The sequence below is a fragment of the Streptomyces sp. A5-4 genome (assembly GCF_051131715.1).
Lineage (GTDB): Bacteria > Actinomycetota > Actinomycetes > Streptomycetales > Streptomycetaceae > Streptomyces.
Map to the genome: position 1 here is coordinate 2,279,717 of NZ_CP178591.1, position 21,475 is coordinate 2,301,191.

Annotated in this window: 23 protein-coding genes; 15 read left to right on the forward strand and 8 right to left on the reverse strand. The window is 72.2% G+C overall.

From position 1 onward, the window contains the following. The first annotated feature begins 360 nt into the window (after window positions 1–360). Both ACLLJJ_RS10490 and ACLLJJ_RS10495 read left to right on the forward strand, forming a co-directional pair. Window positions 361–894, forward strand: a complete 534-nt coding sequence (locus ACLLJJ_RS10490; protein ID WP_434589233.1) for a hypothetical protein — start codon at window positions 361–363, stop codon at window positions 892–894. 128 nt (window positions 895–1,022) lie between these two features. Beyond that, window positions 1,023–1,652: a class F sortase gene (locus ACLLJJ_RS10495; protein WP_434589235.1), complete on the forward strand. Its 630-nt coding sequence runs from the start codon at window positions 1,023–1,025 to the stop codon at window positions 1,650–1,652. A 43-nt stretch (window positions 1,653–1,695) separates the two neighbouring features. On the opposite strand, the gene ACLLJJ_RS10500 is transcribed toward ACLLJJ_RS10495, so the two are convergent. Together ACLLJJ_RS10500 and ACLLJJ_RS10505 are read right to left on the reverse strand one after the other, a co-directional pair. Then, window positions 1,696–2,481, reverse strand: coding sequence for a sulfite exporter TauE/SafE family protein (locus ACLLJJ_RS10500; protein ID WP_434589237.1), 786 nt, complete (start codon window positions 2,479–2,481; stop codon window positions 1,696–1,698). 62 nt (window positions 2,482–2,543) lie between these two features. Further along, on the reverse strand, window positions 2,544–2,990 hold the full coding sequence (locus ACLLJJ_RS10505) for a MarR family winged helix-turn-helix transcriptional regulator (RefSeq protein WP_434589239.1): 447 nt from the start codon (window positions 2,988–2,990) through the stop codon (window positions 2,544–2,546). Window positions 2,991–3,079: 89 nt separating this feature from the next. On the opposite strand from ACLLJJ_RS10505, the gene ACLLJJ_RS10510 reads away from it, so the two are divergent. After that, window positions 3,080–3,427, forward strand: coding sequence for a DoxX family protein (locus ACLLJJ_RS10510; protein WP_434589241.1), 348 nt, complete (start codon window positions 3,080–3,082; stop codon window positions 3,425–3,427). 227 nt (window positions 3,428–3,654) lie between these two features. Here the strand turns inward: ACLLJJ_RS10510 and ACLLJJ_RS10515 are convergent, their stop codons facing one another. The 5 genes from ACLLJJ_RS10515 to ACLLJJ_RS10535 all read right to left on the reverse strand — a co-directional run bounded on the left by ACLLJJ_RS10515 (window position 3,655) and on the right by ACLLJJ_RS10535 (window position 7,970). Then, complete coding sequence (locus tag ACLLJJ_RS10515; protein ID WP_434589243.1) at window positions 3,655–5,307, reverse strand: ferredoxin reductase family protein; 1,653 nt, start codon at window positions 5,305–5,307, stop codon at window positions 3,655–3,657. Between the two features lie 133 nt (window positions 5,308–5,440). Beyond that, window positions 5,441–6,091: a LuxR C-terminal-related transcriptional regulator gene (locus ACLLJJ_RS10520; RefSeq protein WP_434600368.1), complete on the reverse strand. Its 651-nt coding sequence runs from the start codon at window positions 6,089–6,091 to the stop codon at window positions 5,441–5,443. Between the two features lie 23 nt (window positions 6,092–6,114). Then, window positions 6,115–7,065 carry a sensor histidine kinase gene (locus tag ACLLJJ_RS10525; RefSeq protein WP_434589245.1) on the reverse strand — a complete coding sequence of 317 codons (951 nt, stop codon included), beginning with the start codon at window positions 7,063–7,065 and terminating at the stop codon, window positions 6,115–6,117. Beyond that, window positions 7,038–7,370, reverse strand: a complete 333-nt coding sequence (locus tag ACLLJJ_RS10530; RefSeq protein ID WP_434589247.1) for a sensor domain-containing protein — start codon at window positions 7,368–7,370, stop codon at window positions 7,038–7,040. Before ACLLJJ_RS10530 ends, ACLLJJ_RS10525 begins: the two co-directional genes overlap by 28 nt. A 33-nt stretch (window positions 7,371–7,403) precedes the next feature. Next, window positions 7,404–7,970, reverse strand: coding sequence for a hypothetical protein (locus ACLLJJ_RS10535; RefSeq protein WP_434589249.1), 567 nt, complete (start codon window positions 7,968–7,970; stop codon window positions 7,404–7,406). 423 nt (window positions 7,971–8,393) lie between these two features. Between ACLLJJ_RS10535 and ACLLJJ_RS10540 the strand changes: the two genes are divergently transcribed. The 6 genes from ACLLJJ_RS10540 (at window position 8,394) to ACLLJJ_RS10565 (ending at window position 15,223) form a co-directional block, all read left to right on the forward strand. Further along, window positions 8,394–9,713, forward strand: a complete 1,320-nt coding sequence (locus tag ACLLJJ_RS10540; RefSeq protein ID WP_434589250.1) for an NAD(P)/FAD-dependent oxidoreductase — start codon at window positions 8,394–8,396, stop codon at window positions 9,711–9,713. 1 nt (window position 9,714) lies between these two features. Beyond that, window positions 9,715–12,270: a nitrite reductase large subunit NirB gene (gene nirB / locus ACLLJJ_RS10545; protein ID WP_434589252.1), complete on the forward strand. Its 2,556-nt coding sequence runs from the start codon at window positions 9,715–9,717 to the stop codon at window positions 12,268–12,270. A gap of 71 nt (window positions 12,271–12,341) precedes the next feature. After that, window positions 12,342–12,704 carry a nitrite reductase small subunit NirD gene (gene nirD / locus ACLLJJ_RS10550; protein WP_434600369.1) on the forward strand — a complete coding sequence of 121 codons (363 nt, stop codon included), beginning with the start codon at window positions 12,342–12,344 and terminating at the stop codon, window positions 12,702–12,704. Window positions 12,705–12,737: 33 nt separating this feature from the next. Then, on the forward strand, window positions 12,738–13,331 hold the full coding sequence (locus tag ACLLJJ_RS10555; RefSeq protein ID WP_434589254.1) for a TetR/AcrR family transcriptional regulator: 594 nt from the start codon (window positions 12,738–12,740) through the stop codon (window positions 13,329–13,331). 152 nt (window positions 13,332–13,483) lie between these two features. Next, on the forward strand, window positions 13,484–14,254 hold the full coding sequence (locus ACLLJJ_RS10560; protein WP_434589256.1) for an SDR family NAD(P)-dependent oxidoreductase: 771 nt from the start codon (window positions 13,484–13,486) through the stop codon (window positions 14,252–14,254). A 27-nt stretch (window positions 14,255–14,281) separates the two neighbouring features. Beyond that, entirely contained in the window at window positions 14,282–15,223 is a 942-nt protein-coding gene (locus ACLLJJ_RS10565) for an oxidoreductase (protein ID WP_434589258.1), read from the forward strand. 28 nt (window positions 15,224–15,251) lie between these two features. Here ACLLJJ_RS10565 and ACLLJJ_RS10570 read toward each other — a convergent pair whose 3' ends face one another. Continuing rightward, window positions 15,252–15,689 (reverse strand): MarR family winged helix-turn-helix transcriptional regulator, encoded by a 438-nt coding sequence (locus tag ACLLJJ_RS10570; RefSeq protein ID WP_434589260.1) that lies wholly within the window; start codon window positions 15,687–15,689, stop codon window positions 15,252–15,254. A 123-nt stretch (window positions 15,690–15,812) separates the two neighbouring features. On the opposite strand from ACLLJJ_RS10570, the gene ACLLJJ_RS10575 reads away from it, so the two are divergent. The 6 genes from ACLLJJ_RS10575 to pcaDC all read left to right on the forward strand — a co-directional run bounded on the left by ACLLJJ_RS10575 (window position 15,813) and on the right by pcaDC (window position 21,394). Next, a complete protein-coding gene (locus ACLLJJ_RS10575) occupies window positions 15,813–16,640 on the forward strand; it encodes a CoA transferase subunit A (protein WP_434589262.1) in 828 nt (275 codons plus the stop codon). Then, the gene (locus tag ACLLJJ_RS10580; RefSeq protein WP_434589264.1) at window positions 16,637–17,416 is read left to right on the forward strand and encodes a CoA-transferase subunit beta; all 780 of its coding nucleotides are present in this window, start codon (window positions 16,637–16,639) and stop codon (window positions 17,414–17,416) included. The genes ACLLJJ_RS10575 and ACLLJJ_RS10580 overlap by 4 nt, the downstream gene beginning before the upstream one ends. 125 nt (window positions 17,417–17,541) lie before the next feature. Beyond that, entirely contained in the window at window positions 17,542–18,249 is a 708-nt protein-coding gene (gene pcaH / locus ACLLJJ_RS10585; protein WP_434600370.1) for a protocatechuate 3,4-dioxygenase subunit beta, read from the forward strand. Continuing rightward, complete coding sequence (pcaG, locus tag ACLLJJ_RS10590) at window positions 18,246–18,776, forward strand: protocatechuate 3,4-dioxygenase subunit alpha (protein WP_434589266.1); 531 nt, start codon at window positions 18,246–18,248, stop codon at window positions 18,774–18,776. The genes pcaH and pcaG overlap by 4 nt, the downstream gene beginning before the upstream one ends. After that, window positions 18,763–20,226 (forward strand): 3-carboxy-cis,cis-muconate cycloisomerase, encoded by a 1,464-nt coding sequence (pcaB, locus tag ACLLJJ_RS10595; protein ID WP_434589268.1) that lies wholly within the window; start codon window positions 18,763–18,765, stop codon window positions 20,224–20,226. The genes pcaG and pcaB overlap by 14 nt, the downstream gene beginning before the upstream one ends. Next, window positions 20,219–21,394: a bifunctional 3-oxoadipate enol-lactonase/4-carboxymuconolactone decarboxylase PcaDC gene (gene pcaDC, locus ACLLJJ_RS10600; RefSeq protein ID WP_434589270.1), complete on the forward strand. Its 1,176-nt coding sequence runs from the start codon at window positions 20,219–20,221 to the stop codon at window positions 21,392–21,394. Before pcaB ends, pcaDC begins: the two co-directional genes overlap by 8 nt. Window positions 21,395–21,475: the final 81 nt, after the last annotated feature.

The window sequence follows — 21,475 nt, forward strand, 5'->3', positions numbered from 1 at the left end:
TCGGGAAGGGACCCGATCCAGGAAGGGACCCGGTTCGGGAAGGGACCCGGTTCGGGAAGGGACCCGGTTCGGGAAGGGACCCGGTTCGGGAACAGCACCGCGGGCAGCCCCTCACCTCTGCGCGCACGGCCGCCCGCTCGTGTCCTCTTCCCCGCACCCGCCGTCACCCATTCAGCGCGTTCCGCGAGGCAGCCTTGGTGACCCCCCATCACCACCCGCCTGACCTGCAGGAAGGTCGATCGTCCAGCGCGCCGCGCAGGAACGGGTCGGCGAATCTGACCTTCCATCAGCAGGCGAAGCGCGCCCGCGGCCCGTTATCTCGAAGGCAGAGGCACGTTCCACGTTTCCCGGAGGATCCCCATGCGACCTGCCCAGCTGCTGACCGGCACCGCGCTGACAGCCGCCGTGACGCTCTTGTACGCAGGGCCGTCGTACGCGGGTGAGACCGGTTCGCTGGAGGTGTACCCGGCGAGCGTCGCGCCGGGCGCGAACGTCACCGTGAACACCACCGCCTGCGGTGTCGACGGTGGCGGCACGGGGGACGCGAAGTCCCTGGGAGCGGGTGATTTCGACCTGTACCCGGGCACGCACAAGGAAGTCGTGATCGGCGAGTTCACGGTGCCCGCGGGCACCGTGCCGGGGACCTACGGCATCGCCGTGGCCTGCGACAACGGCAAGACCGCCAAGGGTGACCTCACCGTGACCGACGCCGCTCCCACACCGACGCCCCCCGTCCAGCCCACGCATCCCACGGGCCACGTCAAGACCGGAGTCGGCGGCAGTGTGGGCCCCGACACCACCCAGATCGCGGCGGGTGTGGCCGTACTGGCCGCGACCGCCGTAGGCGGTACCTGGTTCCTGCGACGCCGGGCGAGCGGCCCGCAGGACAGCTGAGGGCAGGCCTCCACCGCCCCAGTACCGCCGGTTTCCCCGTGCCCCCGCCCGACCCAGCGTCAGCGGGGGCACGTGGGGTACCGCCCGCGAACCGACCCGACACCCCGCGGATCCGAGGGGAACCTCCCATGACGGCTCAGCGCACGAAAGGCGGCCTCGTCGCCATCGCCGCCTTCACCGGGCTCTGGCTGGTCCAGCACGGCGCCGAGGAGCGGCCCCCGCCCCAGCCGTCCACCGCCGAGGCGTTCATCGCAGGCGCGGCGCCCAAGGAGGTCCGTGCGAAGCCGGCCGCGGCGCCGATGTCGCCGTCCGAGCCCGTACGGATTCGCATACCCGCCGTCAAGGCGGACGCCCCGTTGATGCGACTGGGCCTGAGCCCCGACGGCAGTCTCGACGTACCGCCGGCCGACGACCGCAATATCGCGGGCTGGTACCAGGACGGCACCCCGCCCGGCGCCCGGGGCACCGCGATCGTCGCGGGGCACGTGGACAGCTCGCAGGGCCCGGCCGTCTTCTACCACCTGGGCACGCTGAAGAAGGGCCACACCGTCGAGGTGACGCGCCGGGACGGACGCACCGCCGTGTTCACCGTCTACGCCATCGAGGTCTACGACAACAAGGCCTTCCCCGACCAGCGGGTGTACGGCAGCTCCGAGCGGGCCGAACTGCGAGTGATCACCTGTGGCGGCGGCTTCTCACGGCAGGACGGCTACCAGGGCAACGTCGTGGCGTACGCCAATCTCACCGCGGTGCGCTGACCGGGCGAGCGGGCCACGGTGACCGGTCGACCGCCGAGTGACCTCAGACGGACCACTGGTCGAAGGCGAGCTTCGCGACCAGCGAGAAGACGACCACCAGCAGCACCCCGCGCACGAACTCGCTGCCCTTCCTCAGCGCCATCCGCGCCCCGGCCATCGCGCCCGCCAGGTTGAACACGGCCAGCAGCGCGCCCAGCTGCCACAGCACCGTCCCCTGGTACGCGAACATCGCGAGGGCGCCCGCGTTGGTGCAGACGTTGACGATCTTGGCGGTCGCGGAGGCGGTGACCAGGTCGAGGTGGAGTACGGCGGTCAGCGCGAGCACCAGGAAGGTGCCGGTGCCGGGGCCGAAGAGCCCGTCGTAGAAGCCGATGCCGCCGCCGACGAGCACGATCGCGGTGACGATACGGGCCCGGGTGACCGGGGCCGTATCCTCGGCCTCATTGCGCCCGAAGGCCGGTCGCAGCATCACGAACGCCCCGACGGCGAGCAGCGCCACCATGATCACCGGGCGCAGTACGGCGCTGCTGATCCCGGCGGCGAAGAACGCGCCGCACATGGAGCCCGCGAGGGCCGTGAGGCCGATCCGTACCGCCGTCCCCACCTGGACCGGCGCCTTGCGGACGTAGGTCACCGCGGCGCCCGATGTGCCGACGATGGCCACTGCCTTGTTGGTGCCCAGGATGTGCGCGGCGGGCACGTGGGGCAGGCTCAGCAACAGCGCCGGCAGGAGCAGTAGCCCGCCGCCGCCGACCACCGCGTCGATCCAGCCGGCCGCGGCTGCGGCGAGGCACAGAAGGATGAGAACGGTCAGCGATATCTCGGGCATGATCGCGACTCTATGGGCCGACGGATCGTGATCCAGCCCCTACCCCACCCCTACAACGGCCCTCAGCACTCGTAGTGGTCGGCGGGCGTCCTGATCCGGCCCAGCAGATCGCGCAGGGATTTCCGGTCGCACTCCGACAGGTCCGCGAACAGCGCCCGCTCGACCTCGTCCAGCGCCTTGTTCATCAACCGCAGCGCCGCGGCCCCGGCGGGGGTCATCTCCACGATGTGGCGGCGCCGGTCGGCGGGGTCGCGGCGGCGCTGGGCCAGCTCGTCGCGCTCCAGGTCGTTGAGGATGCCCACCAGCTGGCTCGGGTCGACCTCCAGCCGCTCGATGAGCGTCTGCTGGCTCATCGGGCCCGCGTCGAGGTACATGAGCGTCATCGCGTGCCGGGGGGTCTGTCCGGCGACACCGAGCGCGTGCCTGATCCGCGTATCGGTGATCGCGCCGTGCCGCGCGAGGAGAAACCCGAGGCGGTCCAGCGGCGTCCCGGCGCCCTTGCTTGTCATAACAACACGGTAACAGAGCGCCCATTATGGGCATGGGCAAATCATTGTTGGTGTTCAACGATTTACACGCATCCATCGCTGGAGGAATCATGTTCATCGCCTACGCCGTCGTCGCCGGTCTGCTCGCCGCCGCCCTCACCGCCTCCGCCACCTTCACGTTCAGCCGAAAGGAGCCGATCGTCAGCAACATGATGAAACTCGGGGTGCCGGATTCCTGGCTCCCACGCCTCGCCACCCTCAAGGCCGCCGGCGCCATAGGCCTCCTGATCGGACTCTTCGTGGTGCCGATCGGGGTGGCCGCCGCGATCGGTGTCGTCCTCTACTTCGTCGGCGCCCTCATCACTCACCTCCGGGCGCGCGACTTCGAGGTGGCACCGGTGATCGTCATCATGGTGCTGGCCGGCGCCGCGCTGGTGCTGCGCCTCGCCTCGGCCTGAGTACCTGTGGACGCGGGCCGGTCGGGGGCCGGCGGCGCGGCCGGTTCGACGGCGCCCGCGAGGAGCGTCGCGGCGAGCGCACTCGCGCCGAACAGGCTCCCTGCCAGCTGGATACGGGCGCGGCCCGTGGGGACGGGGGCCGCGCGATGAGGTCTGCGGTGTCGAGCCATTTACAGGGCACTGGTCCTTGATTTCGTGATGCGGATGCCGAGCTGTTGGCTCTCGGCTCAGAAGCTGAAGTGTTCGGAGTGGATGCGTTCGTTGGGTACGCCGGCCCTGCTCAGGGCGGCCCTGCTGACCTCCGACATACCGGGCGGGCCGCACAGGTAGACGTCGTGGTCGGCGATGTCGGGGACGAGATCGCGCAGTGCCTGCGGGGCGAGCGGGTCGAAGGCGGCGTCGGACTGGCCGAGGAGATAGTGCAGCCCGGCCTGCCGCCGCGCGGCGATCTCCTCCAGTTCTTCCTTGAGCACCAACTGCCCCGCGTTGTTGGCCCGGTAGAGGAGCGTGATGTCGCCGGGCCCGCCCGGCAGCGTCTCGAAGAGCGCCCGCATCGGGGTGATCCCGACGCCGCCCGCGAGGAGCAGCACCTTGCGCCGGGTGCGCCGGTGGGCGGTCATCGACCCGAACGGCCCGGTTGCCAGGACGCGGGTGCCCGGCCTGAGTCGGCGGATGCGGCGGGTGTGGTCACCGGCCGCTTTGACGGTGATCCGCAGGGTGTCACCCCGCACCGGTGCGGACAGCGAGAACGGCAGCGCGGTGTGCCAGATCCTGCGCTGCATGAAACGCCACCGGAAGAACTGCCCCGGCTCGGCCCGCAGCCCGTCGAGCCCGATGCCCTGCATGACGACCGAGACCACACCGGGCCCTTCGGTCCGCACTTCGAGCACACGCAGGCTGTGCCGCAGGGCCTGGCGTACGGGCACGATGCCCCGGTACCAGAGCAACAGGACCGCGACCGTGGCGTGCAGCATCGCCCACAGCCACAGCGTGAGCACACTGCCCGCGACATCGGGCCCGACAAGTTGATGCGCGAAGCCGAGCCCGGCACCGAGGTAGGTGAGCAGGTGGACGGCCCGCCAGGTCTCGTGGCGCACGCGTCGGCGCACTGCGCGGGCGGAGGTCACGCCGACGGCGATGAGCAGGCCCGTACCGGCAGTGGCGGCGGCGATCCCGCCGTATCCGAGCAGGTCATGGGCGGCGGCCAGCAGATCGGTGCCGGTGTGCGCGGCGTGCCCGCACAGGGCGAGGACACCGTGGCCCAGGCAGAGGGAGAGAACGTGGCGTCCGCCGAGCGCGTGCCAGCGGGCGAGTTGGTCCGCGCCGACGCCGTGCTCCACGGCCGGGACACGGGCCATGAGCAGCAGCATGACCAGTACGCCGTACCCGGCGAGTAGCCCGGTGAGGTGGGCCCCGCTCGCGAACAGCACGTCGAGGCGCGCCGACGGCTCGGCCTGCACACCCCACATGCCCGCCACCAGCCCGGCCCCGCCGACAACCCCGGCCCGCAGTGCTCCGGGCGAGACACACAGCGGCGGGACGCTCCGTGCAACGGCGAAGGGCGCGGGACGTGGCGCGGCGGGACCGGCGCCCCGGGTCGCGTCCCGGTCGGGGGCCTGGGTCGCGTCCCGGTCGGACTCGCGTCGGGGCTCGGGATCCTGAGGTCGGGCCGGAGCGTGGGCTGCGGCGTGGGCCGTGGGTACCGGTACCGGTGGGGCTATAGGTGCGGGGGGAACTGCGGGGGCGGGGGGAACTGCGGCTGCGCGGGAAGTGGCCTTCGGCCGCGACAGGTATGCCGACAGCGCCGGGTACGCGTCGGGCCGCGGGGGCGGCGGCTGACTCTGCCGGTAGGTCTGCGGGTCGGTGGCCTCGATTGTCACGAGCGCCAAAGTAGGCGCAGCCGCGGTCCCGAAAACGCTGGTCAGCGCGGCTCGTTTGATCCTTAAGGCCGCCTTGAGGATCGGCTGACCGGTCATTAAGTCTCAGCGGGCAAATCCCTGCGGGCCGGCCGCCTCAGGCCTCTGTCTCCAGGTGGCGCAGGACCGCGAGCACCCGCCGGTTGCCGCCGTCCGACGGCGGCAGGTCGAGCTTGGTGAAGATGTTCGCGATGTGCTTCTCGACCGCCCGCTCCGAGACGACGAACGACTCCGCGATGGATTGGTTCGTACGCCCCTGGGCCATCAGCCCCAACACCTCCCGCTCGCGGGGCGTGAGCGCGTCAAGCGCCGATACCCGCCTGCTCGCGCCGAACAGCTGGGCCACCACTTCCGGGTCGAGCGCCGTGCCGCCCGCCGCGACCCGCTCCAGCGCGTCGACGAACTCGCCGATGTCCACGACCCGTTCCTTGAGCAGGTAGCCGACGCCGGCCCCGCTCTCCCCCAGCAGCTGCGCGGCGTACTTCGTTTCGACGTACTGGGAGAGGATCAGCACGCCCACGCCGGGCCTGGTACGCCGCAGCTCCACCGCGGCGCGCAGGCCCTCGTCGGTCTGGGTGGGCGGCAGCCGGATGTCGATCACGGCGGCGTCCGGGCCGTGCTCCGCGACGGCGGCCAGCAGCGCGACGGCGTCACACACGGCCGCCACGACCTCCACACCGCGCAGGGTGAGGAGCTGAACGAGCCCGTCGCGCAGCAGCGCGGAGTCCTCGGCGATGACAACACGCAGCGGCGGCACGACCTCAACGTCCTCTATCGGTAGGGGAGTACAACAGCGACAACCGTAGGCCCTCCCGGCGGGCTGCTGCAGGTGAGCGTCCCGTCGACGGTACGCACCCGGGCGAGCAGGCCGGTCAGTCCGCTGCCCGCTCCGACGACCGCTCCCCCGCGCCCGTTGTCCCGCACCGCGAGCCTCAGCGCGCCGTCCCTGACGGTGACGCCCAGGGCCGCGCGGGTCGCGCCGCTGTGCTTGACCGCGTTGGCGAGGAGCTCGGCGGCGCAGAAGTAGGCGATGGATTCTATGGCGGGCGCGGGTCGCTCCGCGATGTCGGTGGTGAGCGGAACGGACAGCGGGCTGTCGGCGGCGAGGGTGGCGAGGGCCGTGTCCAGGCCGTTGTCGAGTATCGGCGGGTGGATGCCCTTGACCAGGTGGCGCAGCTCGCCGACGGCCGCCTTCGCATTGCCCTGGGCCGTTTCCACGACGGCGAGGAGACGGTCACGGTCCGCTTCGGTGGTGATCAGTTCACGGATGATCGTGAGGTGCATACCGAGCCCGACGAGGCGGGCCTGGGTGCCGTCGTGCAGGTCGCGCTCGATGCGGCGCAACGTCGCCGCGGCGTCGTCGACGGCCTGCGCACGGGTCTCCTCCAGGGTGCGGATGCGCCGGTCGGCGGCGTTGGGACCATTGAGGGTCCGCAGCAGAATGCGATGCGGGACGAGCGCGCGCCGTACGAGCCAGGGGGCGACGGCGAGCAGCAGCAGGCCGGCCACGGTGGGCACCAGCATGCGCGGCCAGGAGTCGAATTCGATGCCCCCGATCTGAATTCCCACGTGCCGCACGGTGCCGTCGGCCTCGTGGACGGTCAGGTAGTTCCACTGCTTGATGAGCGGGTTGAGGGCCAGCCGGAGCCCCTCCAGATACCCGACGAACGCCGCGAGCAGCGGCGGTACGGCGGTCAGCGGTGCGACGAGCGCCCCGCCCACGGCCCGCCACCCGGCGCCCGGTCGCCGAGGACGACCCGCCGCCAGCCGAACGCACCAGTAGTGTCGCGCCGCACCGGCGGCCCGATGCGCAGCCCCAGCAGAACTTGGGCGAGGCCGCGCTGGAGCGTCCCGAGCGCGAGGGCGCCGCGCACGGTCAGGGCCAGCAGCCACGGCCCGATCGCCGTCACGGAGAGCACCACTCCGGCCAGCAGGCCGATGACCACCAGGACCGCGCCCGTCAGGGCGAGGGGCAGGGCGAGGACCGCGTAGAGGAACGCGGCTGCGCAGGCACGGAAGCGGCTCATGGACACCAACTTAGACACCGACTGAGAACTGGCTCAGAGCTGGTGGATGACGGGGACGGAGAGCGGAACGCAGATGGCGGCCACGGCGAGCGCGAAGCCGGTGCTCCGCAGGAGACCGGTGCGGCCCGCGCCGAGGAAGCCGGATATCAGCCGTGCCTGGAGCTTGTTGAAACCCTTGACGACCCACGGCGTGAGGAGCAGGAAGCCCAGCCCGCCGCCGATGGCGTGCACGGCCCAGGCTCCGGCCAGTGTGGGCCCTCCCCAGGACTGTGCGTAGTTGTTGTCGGGCCGCAGCGGATAGCCGATGTTGATCACCACGACCATCCAGAAGAAGAGCGTGATGGTGGCGGCCACCACGTTGAGCGGGGCGCTGACCAGCGCGTGCGCCAGGGCGAGCGGACCCGTCCGGGCCGGCGCCACGGTCTCCAGGCCGAGCAGGCGGCGGGCGAGTCCGCGCTGGATACGGGCGGCGGGGCCGCCGAACAGGGCGAGCGGTATGCACAGGAGGCCGATGGGGAGGGCGAGCACGACGTACGCCGTACGGCGCCAGGTCTCGGCGCGGAACGGCTCCCGGAGGATCGCCTTCGTACGATCGGCCATCCGGGCTGTCGACGCTGTCCGAGCCGTCCGGCCGGCGCGGCGAGGCATGACCGCGGCGGTGCCCGTGCCTGGACCCGACCCCCCACCGGCACCGGCACCGGCACCGGCACCGGCACTGGCACCCTTGCGCGCACCTGCGGCCGTGACTGGCTTCTGCGTGATTTCCATGCGTCCAGACTCCCGGGCACACAGGCGCGGATCGATCGTGCCCGCACGGATCCCTGAGGTTCGGTTTCCCACACCCCACCCGATGAGGTCCGGTTTCCCGCACCGCACCCGATGAGGTCCGGTTTCCCGTACCGCAAAGGGTCAGGTCCCGTGTCCCGCACCTCACAGACTGCGGCCCTCTACGCTGAGGACAGCGTTCCGCGGGGGAAACGGGCGGGATGCGGCCGGGTAACACCCGGTCCGCACTCTGAGGTCATGAGTTCGGACATCGTGGTGATAGGCGGCGGCATGGCGGGCGCCCGGCTCGCCCGGCAGCTGCCGGGCGCGACGGTCATCGGCGAGGAGACGCACGCCCCGTACAACCGAGTGCTGCTCGCCGAGGTCCTTGCCGGCCGGTACGGGCCGGAGGTCGCCGCGCTGCCGTCCTCGGAGGTGCGGCGCGGGGTACGGGTTGTGCGCATCGACCGCGCAGACCGCGTCGTGCAGTGCGACGACGGCAGTGTCGTGCCGTACTCGACCCTGGTCCTGGCCACCGGCTCGAACCCCGTACTGCCGCCCCTGCGCGGTCTCCCCCCGCGCGAACTCCCGGCCGGCGTGCACCCTTTCCGCACCATGGACGACTGCCTGGCGCTCGGTGCCGCCGTCCGCGAAGGCACCCGCGCCGTGGTCATCGGCGGCGGCCTCCTCGGCGTCTCGGCAGCCCGCGCCCTCGCGGCACGCGGCGCCCGGGTGGTGCTGGCCCAGCAGGGCGAGCGCCTGATGGAACGCCAGCTGGACCCTGCGGCCTCCGCCCTGCTGCGCGACCACATCGAGGCGCTGGGCGTGGAGGTCCACACGGAGTGCCGGGTTCGCGGTCTGCACTCCGACGGCGGGGCGGTACGGGCGGTGGAGCTCGCCGACGGCTACGAGCTCGCGGCCGAACTCGTCGTCCTCGCCTGCGGGGTACGCCCCAGGGTCGGTCTCGCGCAGGCCGCCGGTCTCGACGTACGGCGTGGCATCGTCGTGGACGATCAACTGCGCACTTCGGATCCGCACATCCGCGCGGTCGGCGACTGCGCCGAGCACAACGGCACGGTGTACGGCCTCGCGGGCCCGGCGCTGGACCAGGCGGACGTCCTGGCCGCACTGCTGAAGGACGCACCCATGGCCGGCGCACCGGCCACCGGCGCACCGGCCACCCGCGCCCCCAGCGAGGCTCCCGGCACAGGAGCCGGAGCGGCCGGGCGGCCCGGCCCACCCGCCCGGCACCCGCAGGCGTCGGGCGGCACCGACACGGGCACCGACAGCGGCCCCCGCTACACCGGCACCCGCGCCCTGACCCGCCTCACCCTGAACGGTCACGGCCCCCTCGACCTCGCCACCTTCGGCGTGACGACCCCGCTCCCCGGCGACGACGTCGTCCGCCTCACCGATGCCACCCGAGGCGCGTACCGCAAGGTCGTCGTCCGCGGGGACAGGCTGATCGGCGGAATCCTGCTCGGCGATCTCGGCGCCGTCGGCGAGCTCGCCCGTACCTGGGAGGGCGACGAGCCGCTCCCCTCCTCTCCCCTGTTCCACCTGCTTGGAGGCTCCTGAGATGCCCACACCCACGATCGTGGTCGTCGGCCACGGGATGGTCGGCCAGCGATTCCTGGAGGCCCTCGCCGAGCGGGGAGTCACCGGGCGCGCGCGGATCGTCGTGCTGTGCGAGGAGCCGCGCCCCGCGTACGACCGCGTCCGGCTGACCTCGTACTTCGACGGCAAAACCCCCGACGACCTCACTCTGGCCGCGCCCGATTTCATGGACGCCCACGGGATCGAGCTGCACCTGGACGACCCGGCGCACACCATCGACCGGGCGGCGCGCACGGTCACCTCGCGCGCCGGGCGCACGTTCACGTACGACACGCTGGTCCTCGCCACCGGCTCGTACCCCTTCGTGCCGCCCGTCCCCGGCAAGGACGCGGAGGGCTGCTTCGTCTACCGCACCATCGAGGACCTGCTGGCGATCGAGGAGTACGCGAAGACCTCGAAGACCGGAGCGGTGGTCGGCGGCGGGCTACTCGGGCTCGAAGCGGCGGGTGCGCTCAAGGGGCTCGGACTGACCACCCACATCGTGGAGTTCGCGCCCCGCCTGATGCCCGTCCAGATCGACGAGGGCGGCGGCGCAGCCCTGCTGCGCACCATCGAGGGCATGGGTCTGAGCGTCCACGCGGGCGTGGGCACCCAGGAGGTGACCTGCGACGAACGCGGCGCGGTGACCGGCATGAAGCTCTCCGACGGCTCCGCGCTCGCCACCGACCTGGTGGTCTTCTCCGCGGGTGTACGCCCACGGGACCAGCTCGCCCGCGACTGCGGTCTCACCGTGGGCGAGCGCGGCGGCATCACCGTCGACGAGCAGTGCCGCACCTCCGACCCAACCGTCTTCGCGATCGGCGAATGCGCGCTGGCGGCGGACGGCCGGGTGTACGGCCTGGTGGCGCCCGGCTACGAGATGGCCGAGACGGCGGCCGAGACCATAGCGGGCCGCGAACGGGCCTTCACCGGCGCCGACCTGTCCACCAAGCTCAAGCTCCTCGGCGTGGACGTCGCGTCCTTCGGCGACGCGCACGGCGCCGCCGAAGGCTGCCTGGACGTCGTGTACTCGGACTCGCGCTCCGGTGTCTACAAGAAGCTCGTCGTCAGCCCCGACGGCGTCCTGCTCGGCGGCGTCCTGGTCGGCGACGCCGACACCTACGCCATGCTGCGCCCCCTCACCGGCACAGTGCCGCCCGTCGCACCCGAGTCGCTGGTCCTGCCGGCGGGCGCCGGCGCGCCCGCCGCCCTCGGCCCGTCCGCGCTGCCCGACGAGGCCGTCATCTGCAGCTGCCACAACGTCACCAAGGGCGCCATCCACGCCTCCGGATGCACCACCGTTCCGGAAGTGAAGAAGTGCACGAAGGCGGGTACGGGCTGCGGCAGTTGCGTCAAGCTCATCGGACAGCTGCTGCCCGAGACCGAGGGCAGCAAGGGGCTCTGCGGCTGCTTCGCCCACACGCGCAGCGAGCTGTACGAGATCGTCCGCACGCTGCGCATCACCTCCTACGCACAGCTCCTCGACAGCCACGCGCGCGTGGAGGCACAGGGCGGCGACGGCTGTGAGGTCTGCAAGCCCACCGTCGCGTCGATCCTGGCCAGCCTGGCCCCGACCATCAACGTGGACGGATACATCCTCGACGGCGAGCAGGCCGCCCTCCAGGACACCAACGACCACTTCCTGGCGAACATCCAGCGCAACGGTTCGTACTCGATCGTGCCGCGCATCCCCGGCGGCGAGATCACCCCGGAGAAGCTCATCGTGATCGGCGAGGTGGGACGGGACTTCGGCCTCTATACGAAGATCACCGGCGGGCAGCGCATCGACCTGTTCGGCGCCCGGGTGGACCAGCTCCCGGCGATCTGGGCGCGGCTGGTCGACGCGGGCTTCGAGTCGGGGCACGCCTACGGAAAGTCGCTGCGCACGGTCAAGTCGTGCGTGGGACAGAGCTGGTGCCGCTACGGCGTGCAGGACTCCGTGAAGATGGCCATCGACCTGGAGCTGCGCTACCGGGGCCTGCGCTCGCCGCACAAGCTCAAGTCGGCCGTCTCGGGCTGCGCGCGCGAGTGCGCGGAGGCGCGCGGCAAGGACTTCGGCATCATCGCCACCGCGAACGGCTGGAATCTGTACGTCGGCGGCAACGGCGGCGCCGACCCGCGCCACGCCGACCTGCTCGCCCAGGACCTGTCCGACGCCGAACTGGTGCGCCTGATCGACCGGTTCCTGATGTTCTACATCCGCACCGCCGACCGCCTGGAGCGGACCTCGGCGTGGCTGGAGCGGATCGAGGGCGGCCTGGAGCACGTGCGGGACGTCGTCGTGCACGACTCGCTGGGGCTGTGCGCGGAGCTCGAATCGCTGATGGCCGCGCATGTGACCGGCTATCGCGACGAGTGGGCCGAGACCCTCAACGACCCGGAGCGCCTGCGCCGCTTCGTCTCCTTCGTCAACGCCCCCGAGTCGCCCGATCCTTCCGTGGCGTTCATTCCGGAGCGCGACCAGGTCAAGCCGGACCCGGCACCTCTCCTGGCGGGCCCGGTGCTAGCCATCCGTACCCTCGAAGGGACACCCGCGTGACGAACACCGAACCGGACCTCGGACCCGACCTCGAAATCGGACTCGCCCTGGACGTGGAGCTCGCACTCGACATGGACCCGGACCTGGACCTGGACCTCGAAATCGCCACCACCGAGGGCTGGTTGACGCTCTGCGCGCTGTCCGGTCTGACTCCCGGCCGCGGGGTCGCGGCGCTGCTGCCCGACGGCCGCCAGGTCGCGGTCTTCCTGGACCGCGCGGGCACCCCGTACGCGATCGACAACCGCGACCCCTTCTCCGGCGCGTACGTCCTCTCCCGCGGGCTCCTCGGCACCAGCGACGGCAGCCCGTTCGTCGCCTCCCCCCTCCTCAAACAGCGCTTCGATCTGACGACGGGACGCTGCCTGGACGACGACTCGGTGTCCGTCGGGACGTTCCGGGTCCGACTGACCGAGCGGACCCCAGCCCTTACTTGACCGTTCGTTCCGTAATCAACTACGGTCACTCATGTGGCCAGGACCAAGGAATTCGACCCCGACGCCGCGCTGCAGGCAGCCCTGGAGCTGTTCTGGCGGCGCGGTTACGAGGCGACATCGATGGCGGACCTCGTCGAGCACCTCGGCATCGGCCGGGCCAGCATCTACGCCACCTTCGGCAATAAGCACGAGCTCTACCTCAAGGCTCTCGACCGGTACGCCGAGGTCCGTAACCCGGATCTGCTCGACGAGCTGTCCCAGCCGGGCCCCGCACTGCCGGCCGTGCGGACCGTGCTGCGCCGCTTCGCCGCCGAGTCGACGTCCGAACACCAGCGGCTGAACGGCTGCTTCATCACCAACACGGCGGCCGAGCTGGGCCCGCACGACAGCGACGCCGCCCGCCGGGTCGAGGTGAACTGGGAGCACCTGGAGACCCTGCTGCACTCGGCGCTGGTGCGGGCCCGGGCTCAGGGCGAGCTGCCTCCGGGCCGCGATCCGCAGGCACTCGCGCGGATGCTGCTCGTCCTGATGCAGGGCCTGCGGATCGTGGGCAAAGCGTCCAGCGACCCGGCGAGGGTGCGGGACGCGACCGAGCAGGCACTGACCCTGCTGGACCTACCGGCCTGAGCCGCCGCCGCGCGCGCTCCACGACCACCCGTTCCACACCCACCTCCCCCTGAGCCACCCGAGCCACTGGCGCCTTCGGGCGCCTTATTCACACCTTCATAACAGACCGATCATTCCAGAATTATTGAGCATCTTGCCAAGGAGTCACTGCCATGACCACGACCGCTCGTTTCATCGGCAAGACCGTCCTCGTCACCGGCGCGGGCTCCGGCCTCGGCCGAGCCATCGCGCTCGCCTTCGCCGCCGAGGGCGCCCAGGTGATCGCCTCCGGGCGCGGCGCCGCGCCCCTGGACGAAACCGTCGCACTGGCCACCGAGGCGGGCGGCGCCGCGATCGCGATCACCGCGGACGTCACCCGCCCGGAGGACGTACGGGCCCTCGTCAACCGGACCGTCGAGCACTTCGGCGGCCTCGATGTCGCCGTCAACAACGCCGGCGTCTTCCGCGGTGGCAGCCCCGTCGCCGAGCTGTCCGAGGCCGACTGGCGCGTCCTCCTCGACGTCAATGTGACGGGCGTACTGCTCTCCATGCAGGCAGAGATCGACCGGATGCGTGTCCAGGACGGCGGCGGCACGATCGTCAACATCTCTTCCAACCTCGGCGCCCACCTGCGCATTCCGGGCGTCGCGGGCTATGCGGCGTCCAAGGCCGCCGTCTCCGCCCTCACCCGCGCAGCCGCCCTCGACCACATCCACGACGGCGTCCGGATCAACGCCGTGAGCCCCGGCGCCTCGGCCACCACCATGTCGCTGCGGCCCGGCGAGAGCGACGCCGAGCGCGCCGTCCGGATGAAGGAGGAGTCGCCGCTCGGCCGGGTGTCCACGGCCGAGGAGGTCGCCGCGGCGGTGCTCTACCTGGCCTCGTCGGACGCCGCGTCCGTCGTCGGTACCGATCTGGTGATCGACGGCGGGACTTCCGCCTGACGGGCGGTGCGGTCGTAGGCTGGACCCATGATCTCCGGCTGGAACGCGAGCGACATCCCCGACCAGAGCGGCCGTACGGCCGTGGTGACCGGCTCCAACAGCGGCATCGGACTGGTCACGGCACGGGAGCTGGCCCGCCGCGGCGCGCGCGTGATTCTCGCGTGCCGCAGCGAGGCCCGCGGCGAGAAGGCCGCGGCGGACATCCTGGCCGACGTACCCGACGCACAGCTCACGTTCATGCCGCTGGATCTGGCGGACCTGTCCTCCGTACGGGACTTCGCGCGGGACTTCGCAGGCGCCCACCCGGACGACGGTCTCGACCTGCTCGTCAACAACGCGGGTGTCATGGCCCTGCCCTACGGACGCACGGCCGACGGCTTCGAGACGCAGTTCGGTGTCAACCACCTCGGGCACTTCGCCCTCACCGGGCTGCTGCTCCCGCACCTGCTCCGGACGCCCGGCGCCCGCGTCGTGACGGTCTCCAGCGGTCTGCACGCGCTCGCCAACATCGACATGGGCGACCTCAACAGCGAGCGCAAATACCGCCGCTGGGTGGCGTACGGCCGCTCCAAGTCGGCGAATCTGCTCTTCATCCACGAGTTGGCGCGCCGGCTCGACGCGATCGGCTCCGACATCGTCGCGGCGGCGGCGCAGCCCGGCTACGCCCGTACCAATCTGCAGACCGCGGGCGTACGGATGGAGGGCCGCAGGGCGGCCGAGCGGATCATTGAGTTCGGCAACCGGATCGTGGCGCAGTCCGCCGAAGGGGGCGCCCTGCCCAGCCTGTACGCGGCGACCGCCCCCGGCGTACGTCCCGACTCGTTCACCGGGCCGAGGCTCCAGGGCTGGCGGGGCGCGCCCACCAGGTCGTGGCGGGCGCCGTGGACGCTCAACGACGTGGCGGGCGAGCGGCTGTGGTCCGCGTCCGAGCAGGCCACCGGCGTGACGTTTGCGGGCCTCACCTCCTGAGCCCCTCACCGGCCTCCGTCGCCGGCCCTCACCCCCGCAGCTCCTCCGCCGCGTCCGTGACCCGCCCGATCAGCCGCAGCAGCGTCTCCCGCTCGTCCTCGGCCAGGGGGGCGAGAAACACCTGGTTCATCCGGGCCGTCCTGGTGACCAGCTTGCGGTGCGCCCGGGTGCCCGCGTCCGTCAGCTTCAGGACATTGCGCCTGCCGTCGAGCGGATCACGCACCCGCTCCAGCAGGCCCCGCCCGGCTAGCCGGGCCACCACATCGGCGATCGTCGAACGGTCCAGGTGAACGTGCTCGCCAAGAGTGCGCTGGTCGATGTCCGGCTTCCCGATCAGCGCGTTGAGCACCGCGAACTGCGGCGACGTGGTCTCCTCCGAGACCATCGTGGTCCACAGCAGCGTGTGCGCCTGCTGCAACCGGCGGGCCAGGTGCCCGGGGTGGGTGCTCAGATCGACCGCGGCCATGCGGGATCAGCCTCCTGCGGTAGATGCTCTGTATACTGAGCTATTGACCTCAACCCAACTGGATGGAAGCGTACGGCCTCGACCGAGTATTAGTCAGCACACTGAGCAATTAGCGGAGTGATGATGGCCGAGATACGCAGCCTGCACGAAGCCGTGGCGGACCTCGTCCACGACGGGGACACCGTCGCGATGGAGGGCTTTACCCATCTGATTCCGTACGCCGCGGCGCACGAGGTGCTCCGTCAGGGCATCACCGATCTGACTCTCGCCCGGATGACGCCCGACGTCATCTACGACCAGCTGATCGGCGCCGGTCTGGTCAAGAAGCTGATCTTCTCCTGGGGCGGCAACCCCGGCGTCGGCTCACTGCACCGCTTCCGCGACGCCGTCGAGAACGGCTGGCCCCGCCCCCTGGAGCTGGACGAGCACAGCCACGCCGGCATGGCCAACCGTTACGTCGCGGGGGCCTCGCGGCTGCCCTTCGCCGTGCTGCGCGGCTACCGCGGCTCCGGGATCGCCACCCACACGGACACGGTCTCCACCGTCTCCTGCCCCTTCACCGGCGAGGAGCTGGCCGCCGTCGCCGCGCTCAACCCGGACGTCACGGTCATCCACGCCCAACAGGCCGACCGCCGGGGCAATGTCCAGCTGTGGGGCCTGACCGGCGTCCAGAAGGAGGCCGCGCTGGCCGCCGACCGGGTGCTGGTCACGGTCGAGGAGATCGTCGACGAGCTGACGCCGCGGCCCGGCTGCGTCGTCCTGCCGACTTGGGTCCTGGACGCGGTCGCGCCGGTGCCCGGCGGCGCCCATCCCTCGTACGCCTCCGGGTACTCGGTGCGTGACAACGGCTTCTACCAGCAGTGGGATTCGATCGCCCGGGACCGCGACACCTTCACCCGCTGGATCGAGACACACGTACACGCCCCTGCGGAAGGCACGGCGGTCCGATGAGCGGTACTCCCCATTCACCCTTCAGCCGGGACGAGTTGATGGAGGTCAACGCGGCCCGCGCCCTCGCCGGGGCGCGGACCTGCTTCGTCGGCATCGGTCTGCCATCCACCGCGGCCAACCTCGCCCGCGCCACGGTCAATCGGGACCTCGTGCTGATCTACGAGTCCGGCACGATCGGGTCCAAACCGACCCGGCTGCCGCTGTCCATCGGTGACGGCGAGCTGGCCGAGACCGCGGACGCCGTCATTCCCGTCCCCGAGATGTTCAACTACTGGCTGCAGGGCGGCCGGATCGACGTCGGCTTCCTCGGCGCCGCGCAGGTCGACCGCTTCGCCAACATCAATACGACGGTGGTGGACCGCGGCCCGGGGAAGCCGGAGGGTCGTCTGCCGGGTGCGGGTGGCGCGCCCGAGATCGCGTCCAACTGCGGCAAGGTGCTGATGGTGCTGCGGCACTCCACCCGCGGCTTCGTACCGAAGCTGGACTTCGTGACCACCATCGGCCACGGCTCGGGCCCCGGCGACCGCGAGAAGCTGGGCATGCCCGGCGCGGGCCCGGTCGCCGTCATCACCGATCTCGGCATCCTGCGCCCCGACCCGGCCACCGCCGAACTGGTTCTCACCGAGCTGCATCCCGGTGTCACCGTCGAGCAGGTACGGGCCGCCACCGGCTGGGAGCTGCGGAGTGCGCGGAACGTGGGCGTTACCCAGCCCCCGACCGTCGAGGAACTCACCGCGCTGCGTGCCCTCAAGTCGGCTGGAAAGGAAGAGCGTTGAGGGAAGAACATGAAGGGGAGAACCTGATGTCGTCCGCCCAGAGCACCCAAACCACTCAGAGCACCCAGCCCACCCAGCCCACTCAGTCCGACATCGACGACGAGCTCGCCCTGATACAGGCGCGGATGCCCGCCGGGGGCGCGCCCGGCGGGCACCATCCACCGCGTGACTTCCCGCCGTACCGCAGCAGCGTGCTGCGCCACCCGAAGCAGCCGCTGGTCGCCGTCACCGGGGACCCGGAGTCGGTCGAGCTCTCCGGGCCCGTCTTCGGCCACACCGACGTCGCGGAGCTCGACAGCGACCTGACCCGCGGGCACCCGGGCGAGCCGCTCGGCGAGCGCATCACCGTCTCGGGCAGGCTGCTGGACACCGCGGGCCGGCCGGTACGCGGCCAGCTCGTCGAGGTCTGGCAGGCCAACGCGTCCGGCCGCTACGCGCACCCCCGCGACCAGCACCCCGCGCCGCTCGACCCCCACTTCACCGGCGTCGGGCGGGCGCTGACGGGCCAGGACGGCTCGTACGCCTTCACCACCATCAAGCCGGGCGCCTACCCGTGGCGCAATCACGCGAACGCGTGGCGGCCCGCCCACATCCACTTCTCGCTCTTCGGCGAGGCCTTCACCCAGCGCCTGGTCACCCAGATGTACTTCCCCGGCGACCCGCTCTGCGCCTACGACCCGATCCTCCGGTCGGTGACGGACGACGCGGCGCGCGCCCGGCTGGTCGCGGCGTACGACCCGACGCTCTCCCGCCCCGAATGGTCGCTCGGTTACCGCTGGGACATCGTCCTGGACGGGCCGTCCGCGACCTGGATCGAGGAAGGCCGCTCATGAAGCCGCTGTCCCCCACCCCCTCTCACACGATCGGCCCCTTCTACGGCCACGCGCTGCCGTTCCCCGGCGGCGGGGACGTCGCCCCGCCCGGCCACCCGGACGCGTTCACCCTGCACGGGTACGTGTACGACGGCGAGGGGGCGCCGGTGCCGGACGCGATCGTGGAGTTCTGGCAGGCGGCCCCGGACGGTTCGTCGGCCGGGGAGCCCGGGTCGATGCGCCGCAACGGCGTCGGCTTCACCGGCTTCGGCCGGGTTGCGACCGACCCGGACGGCCACTACACGCTGCGCACCCTTCCCCCGGGAGCACCCGCGATCCCGTACATCAGCCTGTGCGTGTTCGCGCGCGGCCTGACCCACCACCTCTTCACCCGCGCGTATCTCTCCACGGCCCCCGACGCCCTGCTCGCCTCGCTGGAGCCCGAGCGCCGGGCGACACTGATCGCACAGCCCGAACCGCACCGCACCCACCGCTTCGACATCCGCCTCCAGGGCGAGGGAGAGACGGTCTTCCTTGACTTCGCCTGATCCGGCTTCGCTCGGCACGACCGCGCCCGACGCCGGCCACCTCGACCAGGGCCTCCTCTCGCCCGTACGGGCGGGAACGGCGGCGGAAGCCGCGACCTGCGACCGCGCTCTGCTCCAGGCGATGCTCGACGCGGAGGCCGCCCTGACCCGGGCGCAGGGCCCGGAGTGGGCCGCCGACGCGGTGGCGACGGTGGCGAGGGCCGACCGCTTCGACGTACGCGACCTGGCGCTGCGGGCCAGGCAGGGCGGCAACCCGGTGATCCCCCTGGTGGCCGACCTGACGGCGGCGGCGGGCGAGGAGGCGGGCGAGTACGTGCACCGGGGCGCGACCAGCCAGGACATCATCGACACGGCGATGATGCTGGTGGCGACGCGCACGCTCCCCCTCATCTCGGCGGACCTGGCCCGCACCGCGCAGGCACTGGCCCTCCTGGCGGTGGAGCACCGGGACACCCCGATGCCGGGCCGCACCCTGACCCAGCACGCGGTCCCGACCACCTTCGGCCTCAAGGCGGCGGGCTGGCGGAGCCTGGCCCTGGACGCCCGGGACCGCCTGCGGGCCCTGCGCCTGCCGGCCCAACTCGGCGGCGCGGCAGGCACCCTGGCCGGATTCGCCGCACCCACCGGCCCGCGCGAGCGGGGCCCGGAACAGCCCGTCGCGGGGGGCGCCCCGGCCACCTCCCCCTTGGCCCTCGTCACCGCCTACGCCAAGGAACTCGCCCTCCCCGCCCCCGCCCTCCCGTGGCACACACTCCGCACCCCGGTGACCGACCTGGGCACCGCGCTCGCCTTCACCTGCGTCGCCCTCGGCAAGTTCGCCACGGACATCCGCACCCTCGCCCGGACGGAAATCGCCGAGGTCGGCGAAGCCACCCAGGACGCCGCGGGCACCTCAGCCACCGGCGGGTCGTCCGCCATGCCCCACAAGTCCAACCCCGTGCACGCCACCCTGATCACCTCCGCCGCCCAGCAGGCCCCCGCCCTGGCCGCCACGCTCCTCGGCTCGCTGGCCGCCGCCGAGGACGAACGCCCTGCGGGCGCCTGGCACGCCGAGTGGCAGCCCCTGCGCGAGCTGCTGCGGCTCGCGGGCGGCGCGGCGGCCCACGCGGCGGACCTGGCCGAGGGCCTTCGTGTCCACCCGGGCCGGATGCGCGAGAACCTGGCGCTCACCCACGGCCTGATCGTCAGTGAGCGCATCGCCGCGGCCCTGGCTCCCCGGCTCGGCAGGGCCCGCGCCAAGCAGCTCCTGACCGCGGCCTCCCGCCGCGCGGCGGCCGAGGGCATCCCGCTGGCCGAGGCGCTCGCCGGCACGCTCCCGGCGAACGAACTGACCGAACTCGCCGGACCGACCGAACTCGCCGAACTCACCGACCCCACCCGCTACACCGGCTCCGCGGCGGCCCTGGTCGACCGAGCCCTGGAACGCACCCCGGAGGCCCCCCGTGCCTGACGCCGCCCGCCTCCCCCACCTGCGCCTGGACGGCCCCACCGATGGCGCCCCACTCGTCCTGGGCCCCTCCCTCGGCACCTCGCTGGCCGTCTGGGAGCCCCAGCTTGCGCCCCTGACCCGCACCCACCGGGTGCTGCGCTGGGACCTCCCGGGCCACGGCGGCGCCCCCGCCGACCCCGCCCTGCTCCCGCACGACGGCACCGCCACCGTCGCCGACCTGGCGGCGCTCGTCCTGCGGGCCGCCGACGCCCAGGGCTGGGAGTCCTTCGCGTACGCCGGTATCTCGCTCGGCGGCGCGGTGGGGCTGCACCTGGCCGCGCACCACCCGGAGCGGATCTCCGCGCTCGCGGTGGTCTGCTCCGCAGCCCGCTTCGGCGACCCGGCGGCGTGGCGGGAGAAGGCCGACCTGGTGCGGGCCGAGGGCACCGGGGCCATGGTCGCGAGCCGCCCAGGCACCTGGTTCGCGCCCGCCTTCGCCACATCGGGGGCGGCGCGGGCCCTCATCGCCGACCTGCGCGCCACCGAGCGCGCGGGCTACGCGGCCTGCTGCGACGCGCTGGCGGCATACGACCTGCGGGGCGCGCTGCCCGCGATCACCGCGCCGACCCTGGTCGTCGCGGGCCGCGACGACCCGGCGACCCCACCCGCGCTGGCCCGCGAGATCGCCGACGGCGTGCCGGGCGCCGGCCTCCTGGAGGTCGCGGGCGCGGCCCATCTGGCCAACGTGGAGAAGCCGCAGCCCGTGACGGCCGCGCTGGTCGCGCACTTCGCGCCGCCCCCGGTCCGCGACGACGCGACCCGGCACGCGGCGGGCCTGGCCACCCGCAGGCAAGTGCTCGGCGGCGCCCACGTGGAGCGCGCGATCAGCCGCACCACGCCGTTCACGGCCCGCTTCCAGGACTTCATCACCCGCTACGCGTGGGGCGAGATCTGGACGGAGGGGACCCTGGACCGCCGTACCCGCAGCTGCGTCACGCTCACCGCGCTCGTGGCCCAGGGGCACGAGGCGGAGCTGGCCCTGCATGTGCGGGCCGCGCTGACCAACGGCCTGACCCGCGAGGAGATCGGCGAGGTCCTGCTCCAGACGGCCGTCTACTGCGGGGTCCCCGCGGCGAACTCGGCGTTCTCCGTGGCCCAGCAGGTCTTCGACGACCTGGACACCCCCTGAGGGCTGTCCGGCCGAAAGGCGCGACACACACTCGCAACCCATCTGTCGTAATCCCCGCGCATGGTTGATCGTTGGGCCGTG